17 protein-coding genes are annotated in these 17,115 nt (G+C 73.9%); 10 read left to right on the top strand and 7 right to left on the bottom strand.

Features of this window, described 5'->3' with window-relative positions:
• Positions 1-5: 5 nt before the first annotated feature.
• Together ACFY3I_RS25180 and ACFY3I_RS25175 are read right to left on the bottom strand one after the other, a co-directional pair.
• Positions 6-452, bottom strand: a complete 447-nt coding sequence (locus tag ACFY3I_RS25180) for an SPW repeat protein (protein WP_365287644.1) — start codon at positions 450-452, stop codon at positions 6-8.
• A gap of 179 nt (positions 453-631) precedes the next feature.
• Positions 632-1,222, bottom strand: a complete 591-nt coding sequence (locus tag ACFY3I_RS25175; protein WP_390862845.1) for a sigma-70 family RNA polymerase sigma factor — start codon at positions 1,220-1,222, stop codon at positions 632-634.
• Positions 1,223-1,395: 173 nt separating this feature from the next.
• Between ACFY3I_RS25175 and ACFY3I_RS25170 the strand changes: the two genes are divergently transcribed.
• Entirely contained in the window at positions 1,396-2,427 is a 1,032-nt protein-coding gene (locus ACFY3I_RS25170; protein WP_390862844.1) for a MerR family transcriptional regulator, read from the top strand.
• A 146-nt stretch (positions 2,428-2,573) separates the two neighbouring features.
• A complete protein-coding gene (locus tag ACFY3I_RS25165) occupies positions 2,574-3,821 on the top strand; it encodes an NAD(P)/FAD-dependent oxidoreductase (RefSeq protein ID WP_390862843.1) in 1,248 nt (415 codons plus the stop codon).
• 139 nt (positions 3,822-3,960) lie between these two features.
• On the opposite strand, the gene ACFY3I_RS25160 is transcribed toward ACFY3I_RS25165, so the two are convergent.
• From ACFY3I_RS25160 to ACFY3I_RS25150, 3 genes are all read right to left on the bottom strand, one after another.
• Positions 3,961-5,466 carry a cryptochrome/photolyase family protein gene (locus ACFY3I_RS25160; protein ID WP_390862841.1) on the bottom strand — a complete coding sequence of 502 codons (1,506 nt, stop codon included), beginning with the start codon at positions 5,464-5,466 and terminating at the stop codon, positions 3,961-3,963.
• A 13-nt stretch (positions 5,467-5,479) separates the two neighbouring features.
• Positions 5,480-6,853 carry a cryptochrome/photolyase family protein gene (locus tag ACFY3I_RS25155; RefSeq protein WP_390862840.1) on the bottom strand — a complete coding sequence of 458 codons (1,374 nt, stop codon included), beginning with the start codon at positions 6,851-6,853 and terminating at the stop codon, positions 5,480-5,482.
• 75 nt (positions 6,854-6,928) lie between these two features.
• Entirely contained in the window at positions 6,929-8,458 is a 1,530-nt protein-coding gene (locus ACFY3I_RS25150; protein WP_390862838.1) for an SDR family oxidoreductase, read from the bottom strand.
• Positions 8,459-8,686: 228 nt separating this feature from the next.
• Between ACFY3I_RS25150 and ACFY3I_RS25145 the strand changes: the two genes are divergently transcribed.
• The 8 genes from ACFY3I_RS25145 (at position 8,687) to ACFY3I_RS25110 (ending at position 15,550) form a co-directional block, all read left to right on the top strand.
• Complete coding sequence (locus ACFY3I_RS25145; protein WP_365287658.1) at positions 8,687-8,854, top strand: hypothetical protein; 168 nt, start codon at positions 8,687-8,689, stop codon at positions 8,852-8,854.
• A 196-nt stretch (positions 8,855-9,050) separates the two neighbouring features.
• On the top strand, positions 9,051-10,430 hold the full coding sequence (locus ACFY3I_RS25140; RefSeq protein WP_390862837.1) for an aldehyde dehydrogenase family protein: 1,380 nt from the start codon (positions 9,051-9,053) through the stop codon (positions 10,428-10,430).
• Positions 10,431-10,749: 319 nt separating this feature from the next.
• Positions 10,750-11,460 carry a chitinase gene (locus ACFY3I_RS25135; protein WP_390862835.1) on the top strand — a complete coding sequence of 237 codons (711 nt, stop codon included), beginning with the start codon at positions 10,750-10,752 and terminating at the stop codon, positions 11,458-11,460.
• A gap of 31 nt (positions 11,461-11,491) precedes the next feature.
• A complete protein-coding gene (locus tag ACFY3I_RS25130; RefSeq protein WP_390862833.1) occupies positions 11,492-12,397 on the top strand; it encodes an oxidoreductase in 906 nt (301 codons plus the stop codon).
• Between the two features lie 123 nt (positions 12,398-12,520).
• Positions 12,521-12,904: a BlaI/MecI/CopY family transcriptional regulator gene (locus ACFY3I_RS25125; protein WP_365287666.1), complete on the top strand. Its 384-nt coding sequence runs from the start codon at positions 12,521-12,523 to the stop codon at positions 12,902-12,904.
• Positions 12,901-13,830 carry a M56 family metallopeptidase gene (locus ACFY3I_RS25120; protein ID WP_390862831.1) on the top strand — a complete coding sequence of 310 codons (930 nt, stop codon included), beginning with the start codon at positions 12,901-12,903 and terminating at the stop codon, positions 13,828-13,830. The genes ACFY3I_RS25125 and ACFY3I_RS25120 overlap by 4 nt, the downstream gene beginning before the upstream one ends.
• A gap of 218 nt (positions 13,831-14,048) precedes the next feature.
• Positions 14,049-14,441 carry a VOC family protein gene (locus ACFY3I_RS25115; protein WP_390862829.1) on the top strand — a complete coding sequence of 131 codons (393 nt, stop codon included), beginning with the start codon at positions 14,049-14,051 and terminating at the stop codon, positions 14,439-14,441.
• Between the two features lie 38 nt (positions 14,442-14,479).
• Positions 14,480-15,550, top strand: a complete 1,071-nt coding sequence (locus tag ACFY3I_RS25110; protein ID WP_390862827.1) for an adenosine deaminase — start codon at positions 14,480-14,482, stop codon at positions 15,548-15,550.
• Here the strand turns inward: ACFY3I_RS25110 and ACFY3I_RS25105 are convergent.
• Positions 15,532-16,047 (bottom strand): DinB family protein, encoded by a 516-nt coding sequence (locus ACFY3I_RS25105; RefSeq protein ID WP_365287674.1) that lies wholly within the window; start codon positions 16,045-16,047, stop codon positions 15,532-15,534. The two genes, ACFY3I_RS25110 and ACFY3I_RS25105, sit on opposite strands and share 19 nt — an antisense overlap.
• A 71-nt stretch (positions 16,048-16,118) precedes the next feature.
• Positions 16,119-17,075 (bottom strand): LysR family transcriptional regulator, encoded by a 957-nt coding sequence (locus ACFY3I_RS25100; protein WP_390862825.1) that lies wholly within the window; start codon positions 17,073-17,075, stop codon positions 16,119-16,121.
• Between the last annotated feature and the right edge of the window lie 40 nt (positions 17,076-17,115).

Raw genomic sequence — 17,115 nt, 5'->3', positions numbered from 1 at the left:
TGTGCCTACGGCATGGGCGTCCGCCGGGGCCGGGCCGCCGAGGCGGCACACACCAGCCCGAGGCAGAGTGCCAGCGCGCCGATGACCACGTTGTTGATGATGACGCCCGTGTCCGGGCTGCGGCCGACGACCCAGGGGGCGATGATCATCCAGATACCCAGGGCGCACATGGCCCAGCTGAGGCCGTACATGCGCTCCGGAGCCCGGGTGAACCCGAGCGCCAGCAGACCTATCGCTATGCCCATGATCAGGTTGTGGGTCATCAGCGCAGGCTGGCTCGCCGTGTAGTGCAGGATCCACGGGGACGCCGCGCAGTACAGACCGAGCAGGAACACCGGTCCGTCCACGAGGGCCACATCACGACCGCCGAGCATGCGGGCGTAACGCTCCCGCATCTCGCCGACATCGGGGTGGCTCGATATGTCGCTTCTGCCGTGCGAGACGTTGGCCATGAGTCGTCTCCTTTGACTGTGCAGGCCTGACCGCGTCTGATGCGGGCGTTATACCCCGCTATTGGACATTCTGCTCTTATTTCGCCTTTATGTGTAGAGCAGGAGGGTGAGTCGATGTTGACGAGGTATGCACTGTTTCTGCATCGAAAAGGCGCGCAGAAGCCGAACCGGTGAGCGGTTCAGTCGCCCGTGTCCGGCTCTAGACTGCCGCGCAGCCGGTGCAGGCCGCGGCGGGCGTGGCTCTTGACCGTGCCCAGCGGCCAGCCGGTGCGCTCCGCGATCTGGGTGTGGGTGAGGTCCTCGTAGAAGGCCAGCCCCAGCACCTGCCGCTGGGGGGCGGGCAGCTTGGCCAGCTCGTGCCGGACGACGACCCGGTCCAGGGCGGCCTCGGGCTGCCGGGCCGCGGGGTCGGCCAGGGCGAGCGAGGAGCCGGCCGACGCGACCAGGGCGAGCCGGCGGGTCCGGGCGGTCAGCGCGTCGGCGATCTTCCGCCTGGTGATCCCGGTGATCCAGCACCCGAACGACCCGCGCTCCGGCCGGAAGCCCAGGCGCCCGCGCCACACGCCGAGGAACACCTGCTGGGTCACGTCCTCCGCTTCCCTGGGGTCGCCGAGCGAGCGCCAGGCGAGCGTGTGCACCAGGGTGGACCAGCGGCGGTAGGCGGCCGCCAGGCAGTCCTCGTCACCTGCCACCAGCCCGCGCGCGAGCTCCTCGTCGGTGAGCGACTCGTCGGCCGGCGCCGAGGTGACGGCACTGTCGTGCGGGCCCATGTCGACGGCTCCTGACCTCGCCCGGCAGCCTGCCGGGGACGGCGGCCCGGCCGGGCGGCTGCCGGAGGTGCGGACTCGGAACGGCCGCCGACGCGAGCCCTGACGCGGTCATCGTCCGAGAACCGGAACCGGTTCATCAACTCGCATCGTTTCTGCGTCGTATAGTCGCCTCCATGAGTCAGCCATCCGCCCGGGGCGATGCCCCGCACGGCGAGGCGCAGGATCCGCCCGGACGGTCCGCGAACACGGCGGACGTCCCCCTGACGACCGGTGCGCTCGCCCGCCGCCTCGGGGTGTCACCCACCACGCTCCGCTCCTGGGACCGCCGCTACGGCATCGGGCCCGCGGTACGCGCCGACGGACGGCACCGCCGCTGGACCCCCGAGGACGTGGCCGTGCTGGAGGCGATGTGCCGGCTGACCTCGACCGGGGTCCCGCCGGCCGAGGCCGCCCGCGCGGCCAGGGAGACGGCCGAGGCGCCACCGGGGATCCCCGGGACGCCGCCGCCGGACCGCGACGCCTCGCACGCCGCCGGCGCCCTCTCGCTCTCCGGCGTGCGCCAGGAGTGCCGGGGACTGGCCCGTGCGGCCGTACGCCTGGACGCCCCCGCCGTCGAGGAACTGCTGACCTCCGCCGTACGGCAGTACGGCGTCACCGTCGCCTGGCAGGAGGTGATGGTGCCGACCCTGCACGCCGTGGGACGCAAGTGGGTCTCCTCCGGGGACCGTTACGTGGAGGTCGAGCACCTGCTGTCCTGGCACGTCTCCACCGCCCTGCGCCGGCCCACCCCGCCTCACGGCCCGCAGGGCACCGGACCCGTCGTCCTGGCCTGCGTACCCGGCGAGCAGCACACCCTGCCGATCGAGGCGCTCAACGCCGGGCTCGCCGAACTGGGCCTGCCCACCCGCATGTTCGGCGCCGCCGTGCCCGCGGAGGCGCTCGCGGCGGCGGTACGGCGGCTCGGCCCGTCGGCCGTCGTGCTGTGGGCCCAGGCCCGCTCCACGGCCAGCCTCCCGCTGGCCCGGTACGTCGCCGACACCGAGTGGGGGGTGAAGGGCGCACGCCGTCGTCCCCTGGTCCTGCTGGGCGGACCCGGCTGGTCCGGTCCCGCGATGCGCGGCATGCTCCGGCCGCCCACCCTGCGCCACGCCCTGGACATCCTGTCCGCCGCCCATCCGGAGGGGGCGCCCGGCGAACCGCTGTGACGATCACCCGGGACGGGGCCGAACGGGTGGCGCCGCATCCGGGGTACCCGGGAAACGGGAAGTCGTCCACACACGCGCGCGGCATCGCGCGCGGCCGACGCCGGCCGGGAGCCCACCCGGCCGGTCCGAAGAGCTCAGGGGCCGCCATGTCCGTGTCCGCCCGTACCCCCGACGCCCTCGTGATCGGCGCAGGCGCCGCGGGGCTGGCCTGCGCCCGGGACCTGCTGGGAGCCGGGCTCGACGTCCGGGTGCTCGAAGCCTCCGACGCGGTCGGCGGACGGATGCGCTCCGACCGCGTCGACGGCTTCGTCGTCGACCGCGGCTTCCAGGTCTTCAACACGTCCTACCCGCAGGTCCGCCGCCGACTGACGCTGCGCGCCCTCAGGCTCCGGCCGTTCACGCCCGGCTTCCTCGTGCACACCGGGAACGGCCGCCCCCTGCGCCTCGGCGACCCCACCCGGCGGCCCGGCGCCCTCCCCGGCCTGGTCACCGCCCGGGCGGCCGGAGCCCGCGACCTCGCCGCCCTCGGGCTGCTGTCGGCCCGCGACATGCTCGCCCCGGCACGGCTGGTCAAGCGGTCCCAGGACCGCACCACCCGCACCGCGCTCGCCGCCGCCGGTTTCTCCGAGGACTTCGTCGAGCGAGTCCTGCGGCCGTTCCTGTCCGGCGTGTTCCTGGAGGACGAACTGGAGACGTCCGGCCGGTTCTTCCACCTCGTGTGGCGCAGCATGCTGCGCGGCACCCTGTGCCTGCCGGCCGGCGGGATCGGCGCGGTGCCGGAGGCGCTCGCCGCCGGCCTGCCCGACGGGACGGTACGGCTCGGCACACCCGTGGCCGCCCTCACCGACGACGGGGCCGTCACGGCCGACGGCGCCGAGGTGCCCGCGCGCGCCGTGGTGGTGGCCACCGGCCCCGGCGAGGCAGCCGGCCTGCTCCCCGGCCTGGACGTGCCGGGCGGCCGTACGGTCACGACCTACTACCACGTCGCCCCGCGCTCGCCCCTGGGCGAGCCCACCCTGCTCGTCGACGAGCACCGCCGCTTCCTCAACACCTGCGTCCTCAGCGACGTGGTCCCCGGCCACGCGCCGGCCGGTACCGCACTGGTCGCCACCTCCGTGCTCGGCGCGCACGACGAGGGCCGGGAACGGCCGGTGCGGACGGCCCTGGCCGAGGCGTACGGCACCGACACCGCGGGCTGGGACCTGCTCACCACCCGCACCGTCCCCGAGGCGCTGCCCGCCATGCCGCCCCCGTGGCCGCTCAGCCGCACCACCCGGGTGGCCCCGGGCCGTCACGTGTGCGGAGACCACCGTGCCACCGGCTCCGTCCAGGGCGCCCTCGCCTCCGGCGCCCGCGCCGCCCGCGAACTGCTGGCGGACCTGCGCCAGGGTTAGCGCTCCGACCGCGGGTGCAGCCCCGGCCGTCGGAGCGAACGCCGCCGCTCGTCCGACCGCCACGATCACGACCGACTCGGGCCGACTCGGGGAAACCGACCGGTCGGAGCACCGGTCGGAGCACCGGCCGGCCACCGGGTCAGGGCGGGCCGTCGCCCCGACGCTTCTCCTCGCGCAGGAGCTCGTCGAGATCGTGGAGCCGGTCCAGGCCCTGGACCGCCCTCGCCATCCGCGGGTTGTCCGCCAGACGGGCCCGGTGGCGGTGCAGGAAGGACCAGTAGCCGGCCGTGAACGGGCAGGCCCGGTCACCGACCCGGTCGGTGGGGCGGTAGGCGCACGGACCGCACAGGTCGCTCATGCGGTGTACGAACGCGCCGCCGGAGGTGTACGGCTTGGTCGTCATGCGCCCGCCGTCCGCGTACTGGGACATGCCGACCACGTTCGGCAGCATCACCCAGTCGTAGCCGTCGACGAAGCAGCGGTGGAACCAGTCGGTCACCGCGGCCGGGTCCCAGCCCCGCTGGAGGGCATGGCTGCCCAGCAGCATCAGCCGCGGGATGTGGTGCGTCCAGCCGGTGTCGCGGACCTGGGCCAGGACCGTGGCCAGGCAGTGGGCCGTGACCGCGTCGGCGTCCAGTTCCAGGAACCACTCCGGCAGCGGCGCCCGGTGCCCCAGCGCGTTGCGCCGCCGGTAGTCCTCACCGAAGTACCAGTACAGCTGCCACACGTACTCCCGCCAGCCGGCGACCTGCCGTACGAACCCCTCGACGCTGTTGACCGGCGCCGTCCCCGCACGCCAGGCCGACTCGGCGCGCGCGACGCACTCCAGCGGATCCAGGAGCCCGAGGTTGAGCGAGGAGGACAGCAGGCTGTGGCTCAGGACCGGGTCCGCGGTGAGCACGGCGTCCTCGTACGGCCCGAAACCGGCCAGCCGCCGCTCCACGAACCGGTTCAGTGCGGCGAGCGCCTCCCTGCGGGTGGCGGGGAAGAGCCGCGGGCCGTCCCGTCCCACGAACCGGACGCCGTCCTCGCGCTCCCAGCGGTCGAGGTCGTGGCGCACCTCCTCGTCCACCTCGTCCTCACGCGGCCGGTACGGCGCCGGGGCACCCAGCGTCCGCGCGCCCTTCGGCGGCGGCTCGCGGTTGTCGTGATCGTGGTTCCAGCGGCCGCCGGCCGGGGCGTCACCGTCCATGAGGATGCCGTGCCCGCGCCGCACCCAGCGGTAGAAGTCCTCCTGACGCAGCCGCTGCCCGCCGTGGCCGTCCGCCCAGGCGCGGAAGTCCTCGTGCGGGACCAGGAATCCGCGCGCGGGCAGGACGGTGACGCCGGGCAGCGCCGACACCAGGGCGAGGGCAGCCCGCGACGTGGGGTGATGGACCGTCACAGCGCCCTCGCCGACCGCCCGCGCGAGGCCCTCGCGATACGTCTCGGCCCGCACGTACCGCACCCGGTCGCCGAGTTCGGCCGCGCGGTGCCGCATCGCGGACAGCACCAGATGGGCCTTGGCCCGGTGGAAGCGCCGGCGCCGGAAGACCGACCTGGCCTCGATCATCACGAGCGGTGCCGCGCGGTCGGGACCGCCGTCGCCGGCGGCCAGGAAGTGCGGGCCGAGCTGATCGCCGAAGAGCCAGTGCGGGGTCGCCATGCGCGGGTCTCCTTCAGTCGCGGGCGCGGGCCTGCTTGAAGCGGGCGAGGCCCTCGGAGAGCTCGACGATCGGATCCGGGTAGTCGTCCAGGGCGGCGCGGTCCAGACCGTGCAGCTTCCACGGCTCGTGCACCGCCGGGCCGTCGATTCCGGCGAGTTCGGGAACCCAGCGGCGGACGTAGGCGCCGTCGGGGTCGTAACGCTTGGCCTGCGTCACGGGGTTGAGGACGCGGTTGGGGCGGGTGTCGGTGCCGGTGCCCGCCATCCACTGCCAGTTGAGCTGGTTGTTGGCGACGTCGCCGTCGACCAGCAGGTCCAGGAAGTGGCGTGCGCCCACACGCCAGTCGACGTACAGCGTCTTCGCGAGGAAGCTCGCGGCCAGCAGCCGGCCCCGGTTGTGCATCCAGCCCTCGTGGCGCAGCTGGCGCATCGCCGCGTCGACCACCGGGTATCCGGTGCGTCCCGTCCGCCAGGCCTCGATGTCGTCGCGCGCGGCGTACTCGGAGCGCCAGCGGTCGTGTTTGGTGCGGTAGTCGGCGGTGGCGGCGGCCGGCCGGGCGGCGAGCACCTGGCGGTGGAAGTCGCGCCAGGCGAGCTGCCGTACGAAGGCCGCCGCGCCGGGGCCCTCCACCGTGCGCGCCCGCTGGACCAGTTCGATCGGGGAGAGCGTCCCGAAGTGCAGATGGGGCGAGAAGCGGGAGGTGGCGTCGCCCGCCAGGTCGTCGTGCCGGTCCTCGTACGCGCCGATCCCGCCGCGCAGCCACGCGCACATGCGCTGGCGGGCCTCTGCCTCCCCGCCGGCCGCCAGGCCCTCGGACACCCCGGAGAGTTTCGCGCGGGAGGGCAGGGCCTCGGAGCCGACCCCGTCCGGGACCCGCACGGCGCGCGGCGCGGCCAGCACGTCGCGCAGGGACACGCCCGACCACTGGCGGAAGTACGGGGTGAAGACCGCGAAGTGGTCCGAGGAGGCCGGAGTGACCTCGCCGGGCGTCACGGCGGTGGTCACCGTGTCGTGCACGTGCAGCCGCCGCCCCTCCGCCTCCAGCGCCCGGCGCAGCCGCCGCTCCCGCAGCTGGGCGTAGGCGCTGACGTCACCGGCGAGATGAACCTCGTCGGCGTCCGTCTCGGCGGCCACCTTGCAGACCTCCTCGACGACGTCGCCGGAGCGCACCACCAGCCGCCCGCCCCGCTTGCGCAGCCCGTCGTCGAGGTCCCGCAGGCAGTCGGCGAGGAACGCCAGCCGGTTGGGCACCGCGAACCCGGACTCCGTGACGCCCCGGTCGTGCACGAACAGGGGGACCACCTCGCGGGCCTCGTTCGCCGCCCGCAGCGGAGGATGGTCGTGCAGGCGCAGGTCGGCGGTGAACAGGACGACCGAGACATTCATGGTGCTTCTCCGGATTCGAAGGGCGGGGCGGCCGGTGAGGTACTTCCGGCCCGGCCCGCACCGCGGATGCGGCTGTCACCGGCGGGCCGGGAATTCCCTCGCGGGCACGGCCGGGGACCGGGCCGCGGCCAGCGCGATGTTGCGGGCCATGCCGCCGAACACGACCGCGTGGAAGGGGGAGACGCTCCACCAGTAGGCCTGCCCGAGCAGCCCGTGCGGATGGAACAGGGCCCGCTGGCGGTAGCGGGTGCGGCCGTCGGGGCCGGTGTCGGCGTACATCTCCAGCCAGGCCAGGCCCGGCAGCCGCATCTCGGCCCGCAGCCGCAGCAGACGGCCGGGCTCGATCTCCTCCACCCGCCAGAAGTCCAGCGAGTCGCCGGCCCGCAGCCGGGCCGCGTCCCGCCGTCCACGGCGCAGCCCCACCCCGCCCACCAGCCGGTCCAGGCGGCCCCGTACCGCCCAGGCCAGCGGGCAGGAGTACCAGCCGTTGTCGCCGCCGATACCCTCGATCACCCGCCACAGGGCCTCCCGGGAGGCGTCCACCGGCAGCTCCCGGAGGTCCGTGTACAGGCTGCCGCCCGCCCAGTCGGGGTCGGTGGGCAGCGGGTCGCTGGGCGCGCCGGGCACCGCCGCCGACGACCAGCGGGTGGTCACCTGCGCGTCCTGGATGCGCTGCAGGGCCAGCCGTACCGCCTCGTCGAACCCGAACGGATGCCCGGGCGGGTCCGGTACGTACCGTGCGATGTCGTGCTCGTGGCAGACGACCTCGTGGCGCAGCGACTCGGTGAGCGGCCGGGCGATCGACGCGGGGACCGGGGTGACCAGCCCGACCCAGTGGCTGGACAGGCGCGGCGTCAGCACCGGTACCGGGAAGATCAGCCGGCGGGGGAGCCCGGCGAGCTCCGCGTAGCGCAGCATCATGTCCCGGTAGGTCAGCACGTCCGGCCCGCCGATGTCGAAGCCGCGGCTGACGCCGGCCGGCATCCGGGCGCTGCCGACCAGGTAGCGCAGCACGTCCCGGACGGCCACCGGCTGGATGCGGGTGCGCACCCAGCTGGGGGTGACCATGACCGGCAGGCGCTCGGTGAGGTACCGCAGCATCTCGAACGACACGGAGCCCGAACCGATGACGACCGCGGCCCGCAGCACGGTCGTGGGCACGCCGGAGGCCAGCAGGATCCGGCCCACCTCGGCGCGCGAGCGCAGGTGCGGCGACAGCTCGGACTCCGGCACGTCCTTCGGGCTGAGGCCGCCGAGATAGACGACGCGCCGTACTCCCGCGGCCCGGGCCGCCTCGCCGAAGATCTGTGCGGCCCTGCGGTCGGTCTTCTCGAAGTCGTCGCCGCTGCCGAGGGCGTGCACCAGGTAGTAGGCCACGTCGACGTCCCGCATGGCGGCGGCGACGTCGGCGGCGACCGTGACATCGCCCCGCACCACCTCGGCCTCTCCGGCCCAGGGGTGGTCACGCAGCTTGCCGGGGGAGCGCGCCAGGCAGCGCACCCGGTGACCCTCGGCGAGCAGCTCCGGCACCAGCCTGCCGCCGATGTATCCGGTGGCCCCGGTGACCAGGCAACGCAGGCCGGGGGCGTGATCGTCAGCGTTCATCAGCTCTGCGTCCTCCACGTCGCCCCCTCGGAGATCACTTCCCCGCGCGCCGCCGGATCGGATGCGGCGGTTCCATGGTGTGCCCGGTGGCGACGGGGGTCGACCGGGACGGGCGGACGGCCGAACCGTGTCGCTGGCCGGGCATGTCCGCGTCGATCGCGGGCAGGCGAACAGCAGGACAGGAGCCGTAGCCGGCCGGAGGCCAGGACGCTGGAGGTGTCTGCCGCGATGAGCGCGAAGGTGTTGGAACGTTTCCCGGCCGGAGCTCCGCGGGGCTCGTGGCCGGCGGAGGAGTACGCGGCGGAGCGCCGCGCGGCCGGTGAGCCCGCGACGGTGGTGATGGACCTGCGGTCGGACGCCTTCCTGGTCGTCGTCCCCGGCCCGGACGACGACTGACCCGCGCGCCGCCTGCCGGGGGCCGCGGTAGCGGTTCCGGGGTGGCGGCCGTCCGGGAGTGGGGGCGGCGGTTTCGCGGCGCCGGTCCGGGTGCCGGGGCCGGCGGTTCCTGGGTGGCGGTGGCGCGGATGCCGGAGCTGGCGGTTCCTGGGTGGCGGAATTTACTTCGGCCACTGAAAGGTTGCATTATGCATCCGTGTGCCCGGCGGCCGTCCGGGCCGCCAGGCCCGTCCGCACCACCAGCGAGGCATCCGTGAACCAGCGCACCCCCGAGCAGCCCGCCGACGTCGTGTCCCGGCTGCGCGCCACCTTCCGCACCGGCCGGACCAAGCCCGTGGAGTGGCGCACCGACCAGCTGCGCCGGCTGCGCGCCATGCTCACGGAACGCGGCGACGAGCTGGCCGCCGCCCTCCACGCGGACCTGGGCAAGAGCGCCACCGAGGCCCGGCGCACGGAGATCGACTTCACCGTCCGGGAGATCGACCACAGCCTCGAGCACCTGGCGGAGTGGCTGCGCCCCGAGTCCGCACCCGTCCCCGCGTACCTGGGCGACGACGCGAGCGCCTGGACGCAGTACGACCCGCTCGGCGTCGTCCTCGTCATCGCTCCGTGGAACTACCCCGCGCAGCTGCTGCTCGCCCCGCTGGCCGGCGCCCTCGCCGCGGGCGACGCGGTCGTCGCCAAGCCCAGCGAGCTGGCCCCCGCCACCTCGGCCGCCCTCGCCCGGCTGCTGCCCGCGTATCTGGACACCGACGCCGTCGCCGTCGTGGAGGGCGGTGTCCCGGAGACCACGGCCCTGCTCGCCGAACGCTTCGACCACATCTTCTACACCGGCAACGGCACGGTCGGCCGGATCGTCATGCGCGCCGCCGCCGAGCACCTCACCCCGGTCACCCTCGAACTCGGCGGCAAGTCACCGGCGTTCGTCGACCGGGACGTCGACCTCGCGGTGGTCGCGGACCGGCTCGCACGCGGCAAGTTCCTCAACGCGGGGCAGACCTGCGTCGCCCCCGACTACGTGCTGACCGACCCGGAGACGGCCGCTGCCCTGGAACCCGAGCTGGTCAGGGCGGTCCGGGCGCTGTACGGCACGGAACCCAAGGAGTCCGGCGAGTACGGCCGGATCGTCAACGAGCGGCACTTCGACCGGCTCGACGGACTGCTCGGCTCGGGCCGGGTGGCCCTCGGCGGTGACACCGACCGCGCCGTCAGGTACATCGCGCCCACCGTGCTCGCCGACGTCGACCCCGACTCCCCGGTGATGCGGGAGGAGATCTTCGGCCCGATCCTGCCCATCGTCACCGTTCCCGACCTGGACGGCGCGATCGGTTTCATCAACGACCGCGACAAACCCCTCGCGCTCTACGTCTTCAGCGAGTCCGGCGACACCCGGGACCGGATCGCCGCCGAGACCTCCTCCGGCGGCCTCGGCCTGGGCCTCCCGCTCGCCCATCTCACCGTCTGCGACCTGCCGTTCGGCGGCGTGGGGGAGAGCGGCACGGGCAGTTACCACGGCCGCTACTCCATCGAGGCGTTCAGCCACCGCAAGGCGGTCCTGGCCAAGCCGCTGAGCTGAACGGCCCGCGCTCCCGGCCCGCCGCGGCGCAACGACGGCGGACGGGGTGGCACAACGGCGGCTACGGACACCGTGGGCCATGGCCACGACGGCGGCCACGGACACCGACGGCCACGGACACCGACGGGCACGGTCGCCGCGGCCCGACTCGCCTGTTCCCGCCCGCAATCGGGGACGCCGCCGACCGGAGACCGGCTCCCGAATGACTGGTCTACACCCTTGACTGGTACAGACCAAAGCAGTTGAGTGTGCCTCACACCCCCCACCGCGGCCGCCCCCCTTCTTGGGGTGCGGCCGTGCTCCGCAAAGGAGTTGATCCGTGTCGAGGCGCCGCATCGCCGCACTCCTGACCTCGCTCGCCATAGGCGGCTCCGTCCTGGTGTTCCAGGCGGCCCCCACCGCCTCCGCCGCCGGCTTCGTCGTCAGCGAGACACAGTTCAACCAGATGTTCCCGAACCGGAATTCCTTCTACGGCTACAGCGGTCTGACCGCCGCGCTCGGCGCCTACCCGGCGTTCGCCAACACCGGCAGCGCCACGGTCAAGAAGCAGGAGGCCGCCGCCTTCCTGGCCAACGTGAGCCACGAGACCGGCGGACTGGTGTACGTCGTGGAGCAGAACACCGCCAACTACCCGACGTACTGCGACCGGAGCCAGTCCTACGGCTGCCCGGCGGGCCAGGCCGCCTACTACGGGCGCGGGCCGATCCAGCTCAGCTGGAACTTCAACTACAAGGCGGCCGGTGACGCACTCGGCATCGACCTGCTCAACAACCCCTGGCAAGTCCAGAACAACTCCGCCGTCGCCTGGAAGACCGGCCTGTGGTACTGGAACACCCAACGCGGCCCCGGCACCATGACCGGCCACAACGCCATGGTCAACGGCGCCGGGTTCGGCCAGACCATCCGGTCCGTCAACGGCTCCCTGGAGTGCGACGGCCGCAACCCGGCACAGGTGCAGAGCCGCGTCGACGCCTACCGGAAGTTCACTCGGATCCTCGGTGTCCCGACGGGCGGCAACCTCTCCTGCTGACCCGCGGGACACCGTGTGCCAGACTCCGCCGATGACCTCCGGAACGATCACCGCAGACACCTCCGGCACCTGGACCCTCGGCGACCTGCCCGTCAACCGCCTCGGCTTCGGCGCGATGCGGCTGACGGGCAGCGGCGCCTTCCACCAGGGCACACCGAGCGACCGCGCCCGCTCCGTCGCCGTCCTGCGCAAGGCCGTCGAACTCGGCGTCAACCACATCGACACGGCGGCCTTCTACTTCTCCGCCCTGCGCTCCGCCAACGAGATCATCAACACCGCGCTCGCCCCCTACCCCGACGACCTGGTCGTCGTCACCAAGGTCGGGCCCGTCCGCGACTACTCCGGCGAGTGGGCCACGGCCGCCCGCCCCGACCAGCTGCGCGGCCACGTGGAGGAGAACCTGCGCCAGCTCGGCCGCGACCATCTCGACGTCGTCAACCTCCGGCGGATGGGGCAGGACTCGATCGCCGAGCACTTCGGCGCGCTCGCCGAACTCCGCCAGGCGGGACTGGTCCGGCACCTCGGCGTCTCCGACGTCACCTCGCGCCATCTCGACGAGGCACTGGCCATCGCCCCCGTGGTGTGCGTGCAGAACCGCTGGGGGCTCGACATGCGGGATGCGGCCACCGACGAGCTGGTCCGTCTCTGCGGCGACCGCGGCATCGCCTTCGTGCCGTTCTTCGCCGTCGCCGGCGAGGCCGGGGCCGGCGGTGCCACCGAGGACCACGACGACGCCGTCCTCGCCGTCGCCCGCGCGCACGACGCGAGCCCCGCCCAGGTCCGTCTCGCCTGGACCCTGCACCAGGGCCGGCACGTCCTCGCCATTCCCGGCACCGGCAACCCGGACCACCTCGCCGAGAACGTGGCGGCGGGCGCCCTCCGGTTCACCGAGCAGGAGCTGGACCTGCTGGACGCCCTGCACACCAGGACCGGCTGACTTCCGGGCGGGCTCGTGCCGGGCCGGGATCGCGGGCGGACGGACCGCGCCGGCGGCCCGTCTGCCTACACTGCCGTAGACGGTGTGCAGGACTGTGGACGAAGAAGAGGTGACGAACCTTCCATGGCCGACGCGAAGGACGAACGCCGGCCCGCCGGTGAGCTGGAGGCGAGTGTCATGGCGGCCCTCTGGGCCGCCGGTGCGCCCCAGACCCCCGGACAGGTGCAGGAGAGCCTCGGCGCGGACCTGGCCCGTACCACGGTGACGACGATCCTCTCCCGGCTGCACGACAAGGGTTCGGTGGGCCGGCACCGCCAGGGCCGCGGCTTCGCCTACTTCCCGGTCCAGGACGCGCAGGGCCTGACCGCGAAGCGGATGCACAGCGAGCTCGACCGCGACACCGACCGGGAGGCGGTGCTCGCGCGCTTCGTCGCCCAGCTCAGCGCCGACGACGAGCGGGTCCTGCGGAGCCTGCTCGACGCCGAGGACCAGCCCGGAGCGTCATGACCGCACTGCTGATCCTGCCGCTGCTGCTGCCGTTCGCGCTGCCTTCGCTCGCCCGGCGGGCCCTCGCCCGGCTGGCGCCCGCCGCCGCCCTCTGGGCGGTCACCGCGGCCGCCGTCGCCCTCGCGGGCTGCGTCCTGACCGCACTGGGCGCGTTCGTGCTCACCGGACTCCTCAAGCTGCCGTTCTTCGCGGCGCTGGGCGAGCTGGTACGTCCGCTGCACACGCTCTCCGACCGCTACGCCCTGCCGCTCGCGGCCCTCGGGACCGGTGCCCTCGCCGTCTGCGCCTGGACCGGTACGCGGTGGGCGCTCCGCCAGGCACGGGCCTTGCGCGCGGCCCGCGCGGAGGCCGGGCGGGGATCCGCCGCGGGCGACCTGTGCGTGGTCGACTCGCCGAGTCCGGACGCCTACGCGCTGCCCGGACGGCCGCACCGGATCGTCGTCACCACCGGGATGCTGCGCAGTCTCGACGGAGCCGAACGGGAGGCCCTGTTCGCCCACGAACGGGCGCACAACAGCGGCGGCCACCACTTCTTCCTGGCCGCGGCGGAGCTGGCGGCCCACTGCCATCCGGCGCTGCGGCGGGTCCGGGACGTGGTGAGGCTGGCCGTGGAGCGGGTCGCCGACGAGGAGGCGGCGCGCGCGGTGGGGGACCGGCGGCTGATCGCCCGGGCGATCGCGCGGGCGGCGCTGGCGGGACAGAGCGCGGCGGCCGGGCGTCCCGCGTTCGTGCCGGGGGCGACCACGGGGCCGGTGCCGCGGCGGGTGGCGGCACTGCTGACCGCGCGGCGCCGGCGCGTCAGGGCCGAGGTGCTGGCGGCGGTGGTGCTGGTGGGCTGCGCCGCCCTGTCGTGCGTGGCGTCCGCGGCCGGCGTGATCGACTTCCACCATCGGGTGGAGGTCGCGCAGGGCGAGGCGGACCGGTAGGGCCGGGGTCGCGTTCGGGCCGGCCGGGCGCGTCGTTCCCAGCGTCCCCGCCGGTCGCGCCGTTCCCTATACCCCTGCGGGTCGCGCCGTTCCCCACACCCCTGTCGGGCGGTTCGGCCCCGCGCCCCCGCGCCCCGTCACCCCCCGGAGACCATGACTGGCATCCGGTAGGTTTTACGTATAACCTCTCCCGCTAACCGCTCCACCGAAAGGCCCCCATGCGACACGTCGCCCTGGTCACCCTCGTCGTCCGCGACTACGACGAGGCGATCGCCTTCTATACCGGGGCCCTCGGGTTCCGGCTGGTCGAGGACGCGCCGCGGCCGGACGGCTCCCGCTGGGTCGTCGTGGCGCCGGGCGCCGCGGAGCAGGGCACCGGGCTGCTGCTCGCCCGCGCGAAGGACGACGGCCAGCGCGCCCGGGTCGGTGACCAGACCGGCGGGCGGGTCGGGTTCTTCCTGCACACCGACGACTTCGCCCGCGACCACGCCCGGATGACCGCCGCCGGCGTGACCTTCCTGGAGGAGCCGAGGCACGAGCCGTACGGCAGTGTCGCCGTCTTCCAGGACCTGTACGGCAACCGCTGGGACCTGCTCCAGCCCGCCGCCTGACCGACCGACCGGAACCACCCGCCGAGGAAAGCCCCGCCATGACTGCTACGCGCGTAGACGCCGATGTGATCCGCCGCCTCCCCAAGGCCGTCCTGCACGACCACCTCGACGGCGGCCTGCGCCCCGCCACGCTCGTCGAGCTCGCGGCCGAGGTCGGTCACACGCTGCCCACCACCGACCCGGACGAGCTGGCCGCCTGGTACGTCGAGGCCGCCGACTCCGGCGACCTGGTGCGGTACATAGCCACCTTCGAGCACACCCTCGCCGTCCTGCAGACCAGGGAGGGGCTGCGGCGCGTCGCCGAGGAGTACGTCCTCGACCTGGCCGCCGACGGTGTGGTGTACGGCGAGGTGCGGTACGCCCCGGAGCTGAACGTCAGGGGCGGGCTCGGCATGGGCGAGGTCGTGGAGAGCGTGCAGGAGGGGCTCGCCGCGGGGATGGCGAAGGCCGCGGCCGCCGGCACCCCGGTGCGGGTCGGCACCCTGCTCTGCGGAATGCGGATGTTCGACCGGGTCGGCGAGGCCGCCGCGCTCGCCGTCGCCTACCGGGACGCCGGAGTCGTCGGCTTCGACATCGCCGGCGCCGAGGACGGCTTCCCGCCCGCCGACCACCTCGCCGCCTTCGAGCACCTGCGGCGCGAGAGCGTGCCCTTCACCATCCACGCCGGTGAGGCGCACGGCCTGCCCAGCATCCACCAGGCGATCCAGGTGTGCGGCGCCCAGCGCATCGGGCACGGGGTGCGGATCACCGAGGACATCGTCGACGGCAAGCTCGGCCGCCTCGCGAGCTGGGTGCGCGACCGCCGGATCGCCCTGGAGATGTGCCCCACCTCCAACCTCCAGACCGGCTGCGCCACCTCGATCGCCGAGCACCCGATCACGGCGCTCAAGGAGCTGGGCTTCCGGGTCACCCTCAACACCGACAACCGGCTGGTGTCGGGGACGACGATGACCCGGGAGATGTCCCTGCTGGTGGACGAGGCCGGCTGGACGGCCGAGGACCTGCGCACGGTCACGGTGAACGCCCTGAAGAGCGCCTTCGTCCCGTTCGACGAGCGCACCGCCCTCATCGAGGACGTCGTGCTGCCGGGCTACGCCTCCGTGCTCTGAAGCAGCCCGCGCAGATAGGCGGCCTGTCCGGCGTGCTGGAGATCGTCGGACAGGACGCTGACCAGGCGGACGCCCAGTGTGACCGGCGGATCGAAGCGGGTGTCCACGACCCGTTCGAGATCCTTGGCCGGGAGCTCGCGCAGCACCCCGAGGGTCTGCTCGTGCACCGCGTCGTAGTAGCCGGTCAGCAGGTCGCCGGTCTCCACCGTGACCTTGGCGACCTTCGCGGGGGTGTGGCCGTACCCGTGGTCGCGGGGCGGCAGGTCGAGGCCGAAGCGTTTCTCCCAGCCCTGGGCCAGCCACACCTGGTCGAGGCCGAAGGCGTCGGCGACGTGGTCGTCCTGGATCCGGGTGAGGTGCCAGACCAGCCAGGTGACGGAGTTGGCGCCGGGCGCCGGCGGCCTGTTGAGCAGATCGGGGTCGAGGCCGTCGAGGGCGGCGTGGACTTCTTCCTGGATGCGGCCGAAGCCGTCGATGAGGATGTCCCTTGCATGCATGCGACCACGATCGCGCATCGCGTCCCCTCCCGCGTCGGGAATCCGGCTTCCGGGCCGACGGGAAGCCGCGGTCACGAGGGGCGGATGTCCTCCGGCGGTGTCGCCGGGCCGGCGGTTTCCAGGAGGGTGCCTCCTGTTTCCAGGAGCGCGCCCCCTGTCTCCAGCAGGATGATCAGCGCCCGCGCCGCCGGGCTGGTGGCCGTCTCGGGCGGCAGCAGGGCGACCGTCTCGTACACGTCGTCGTCCGTCTCCTTCAGCGCGAGCGCGGTGAGCGCGGGCCGCTTGTCCCGGAAGTGCCGGGGCACCACGGCGATGCCGAGGTTCTCGTCGACCAGGTCGAGGAGGGTGTGCACGTCGTTCACCTCCAGCGCGACCGTGCGCCGTACCCCTGCCGCGGCGAAGACCGAGTCGGTCGTGCGGCGCGGCCCCCAGTCCGGGTGGAAGTCGACGAACACCTCCCCGCCGAGGTCCGCCGGGACCACCGCGGCGCCGGCCGAGGCCAGCCGGTGGGTGGGATGGCACAGCACGGTCATCGGCTCCCCGGTCAGGGCCACCGAACGCAGTTGGTCGGTGTCGTCCTGGGTGCGGTAGGCGAAGGCCAGGTCCAGCCGCCCGGCCGCCACCTCCTCGGCCAGCGCGCCCGAGCCGGCCTGCCGCAGCCGGATCTCCACGTCCGGGTGGCGGCGCCGGAAGGCGGCCAGGAGTCCCGCCACGTACACCCCGGCTATGCACTGCTCGGTGCCCAGCGCGAGTGTCCCGCGCAGCACGCCCTGCACCGCGGCCACCGCCTCGTGGGCCGACCGCACCTGTGCGAGGATGCGCTCCGCCTCGCCGAGCAGGGCGCGGCCCGCCTCGGTGAGCGTCACCCGGCGGGTGGTCCGCACGAACAGCGGCGCCCGCAGCTCCCGCTCCAGGGCCCGGATCGAGGCGGACAGGCCCGACTGGGACACCAGCAGCCGTTCCGCGGCGCGGGTGAAGTGCTGGTCCTCGGCGACGGCGACGAAGTGCTGAAGGTGGCGCAGTTCCATGATTGAGAAGCCTAGCCGCACAATTCCATCGGATTCTTCT

It is taken from the genome of Streptomyces sp. NPDC001068 (assembly GCF_042897315.1).
Taxonomy (GTDB): Bacteria; Actinomycetota; Actinomycetes; order Streptomycetales; family Streptomycetaceae; genus Streptomyces.
The sequence above is the reverse complement of the archived record's forward strand: the minus strand, read 5'-3'. Positions and strand labels throughout refer to the sequence as shown.

Excerpts from the sequence above, each read along its gene's own strand:
- ACFY3I_RS25120 (WP_390862831.1), top strand. The coding sequence starts at position 12,901 with ATGACCGCACTGCTGATCCTGCCGCTGCTGCTGCCGTTCGCGCTGCCT.
- ACFY3I_RS25115 (WP_390862829.1), top strand. The coding sequence starts at position 14,049 with ATGCGACACGTCGCCCTGGTCACCCTCGTCGTCCGCGACTACGACGAG.
- ACFY3I_RS25130 (WP_390862833.1), top strand. The coding sequence starts at position 11,492 with ATGACCTCCGGAACGATCACCGCAGACACCTCCGGCACCTGGACCCTC.
- ACFY3I_RS25180 (WP_365287644.1), bottom strand. The coding sequence starts at position 452 with ATGGCCAACGTCTCGCACGGCAGAAGCGACATATCGAGCCACCCCGAT.
- ACFY3I_RS25150 (WP_390862838.1), bottom strand. The coding sequence starts at position 8,458 with ATGAACGCTGACGATCACGCCCCCGGCCTGCGTTGCCTGGTCACCGGG.
- ACFY3I_RS25170 (WP_390862844.1), top strand. The coding sequence starts at position 1,396 with ATGAGTCAGCCATCCGCCCGGGGCGATGCCCCGCACGGCGAGGCGCAG.
- ACFY3I_RS25100 (WP_390862825.1), bottom strand. The coding sequence starts at position 17,075 with ATGGAACTGCGCCACCTTCAGCACTTCGTCGCCGTCGCCGAGGACCAG.
- ACFY3I_RS25105 (WP_365287674.1), bottom strand. The coding sequence starts at position 16,047 with ATGCATGCAAGGGACATCCTCATCGACGGCTTCGGCCGCATCCAGGAA.
- ACFY3I_RS25125 (WP_365287666.1), top strand. The coding sequence starts at position 12,521 with ATGGCCGACGCGAAGGACGAACGCCGGCCCGCCGGTGAGCTGGAGGCG.
- ACFY3I_RS25165 (WP_390862843.1), top strand. The coding sequence starts at position 2,574 with ATGTCCGTGTCCGCCCGTACCCCCGACGCCCTCGTGATCGGCGCAGGC.
- ACFY3I_RS25145 (WP_365287658.1), top strand. The coding sequence starts at position 8,687 with ATGAGCGCGAAGGTGTTGGAACGTTTCCCGGCCGGAGCTCCGCGGGGC.
- ACFY3I_RS25155 (WP_390862840.1), bottom strand. The coding sequence starts at position 6,853 with ATGAATGTCTCGGTCGTCCTGTTCACCGCCGACCTGCGCCTGCACGAC.
- ACFY3I_RS25175 (WP_390862845.1), bottom strand. The coding sequence starts at position 1,222 with ATGGGCCCGCACGACAGTGCCGTCACCTCGGCGCCGGCCGACGAGTCG.
- ACFY3I_RS25110 (WP_390862827.1), top strand. The coding sequence starts at position 14,480 with ATGACTGCTACGCGCGTAGACGCCGATGTGATCCGCCGCCTCCCCAAG.
- ACFY3I_RS25160 (WP_390862841.1), bottom strand. The coding sequence starts at position 5,466 with ATGGCGACCCCGCACTGGCTCTTCGGCGATCAGCTCGGCCCGCACTTC.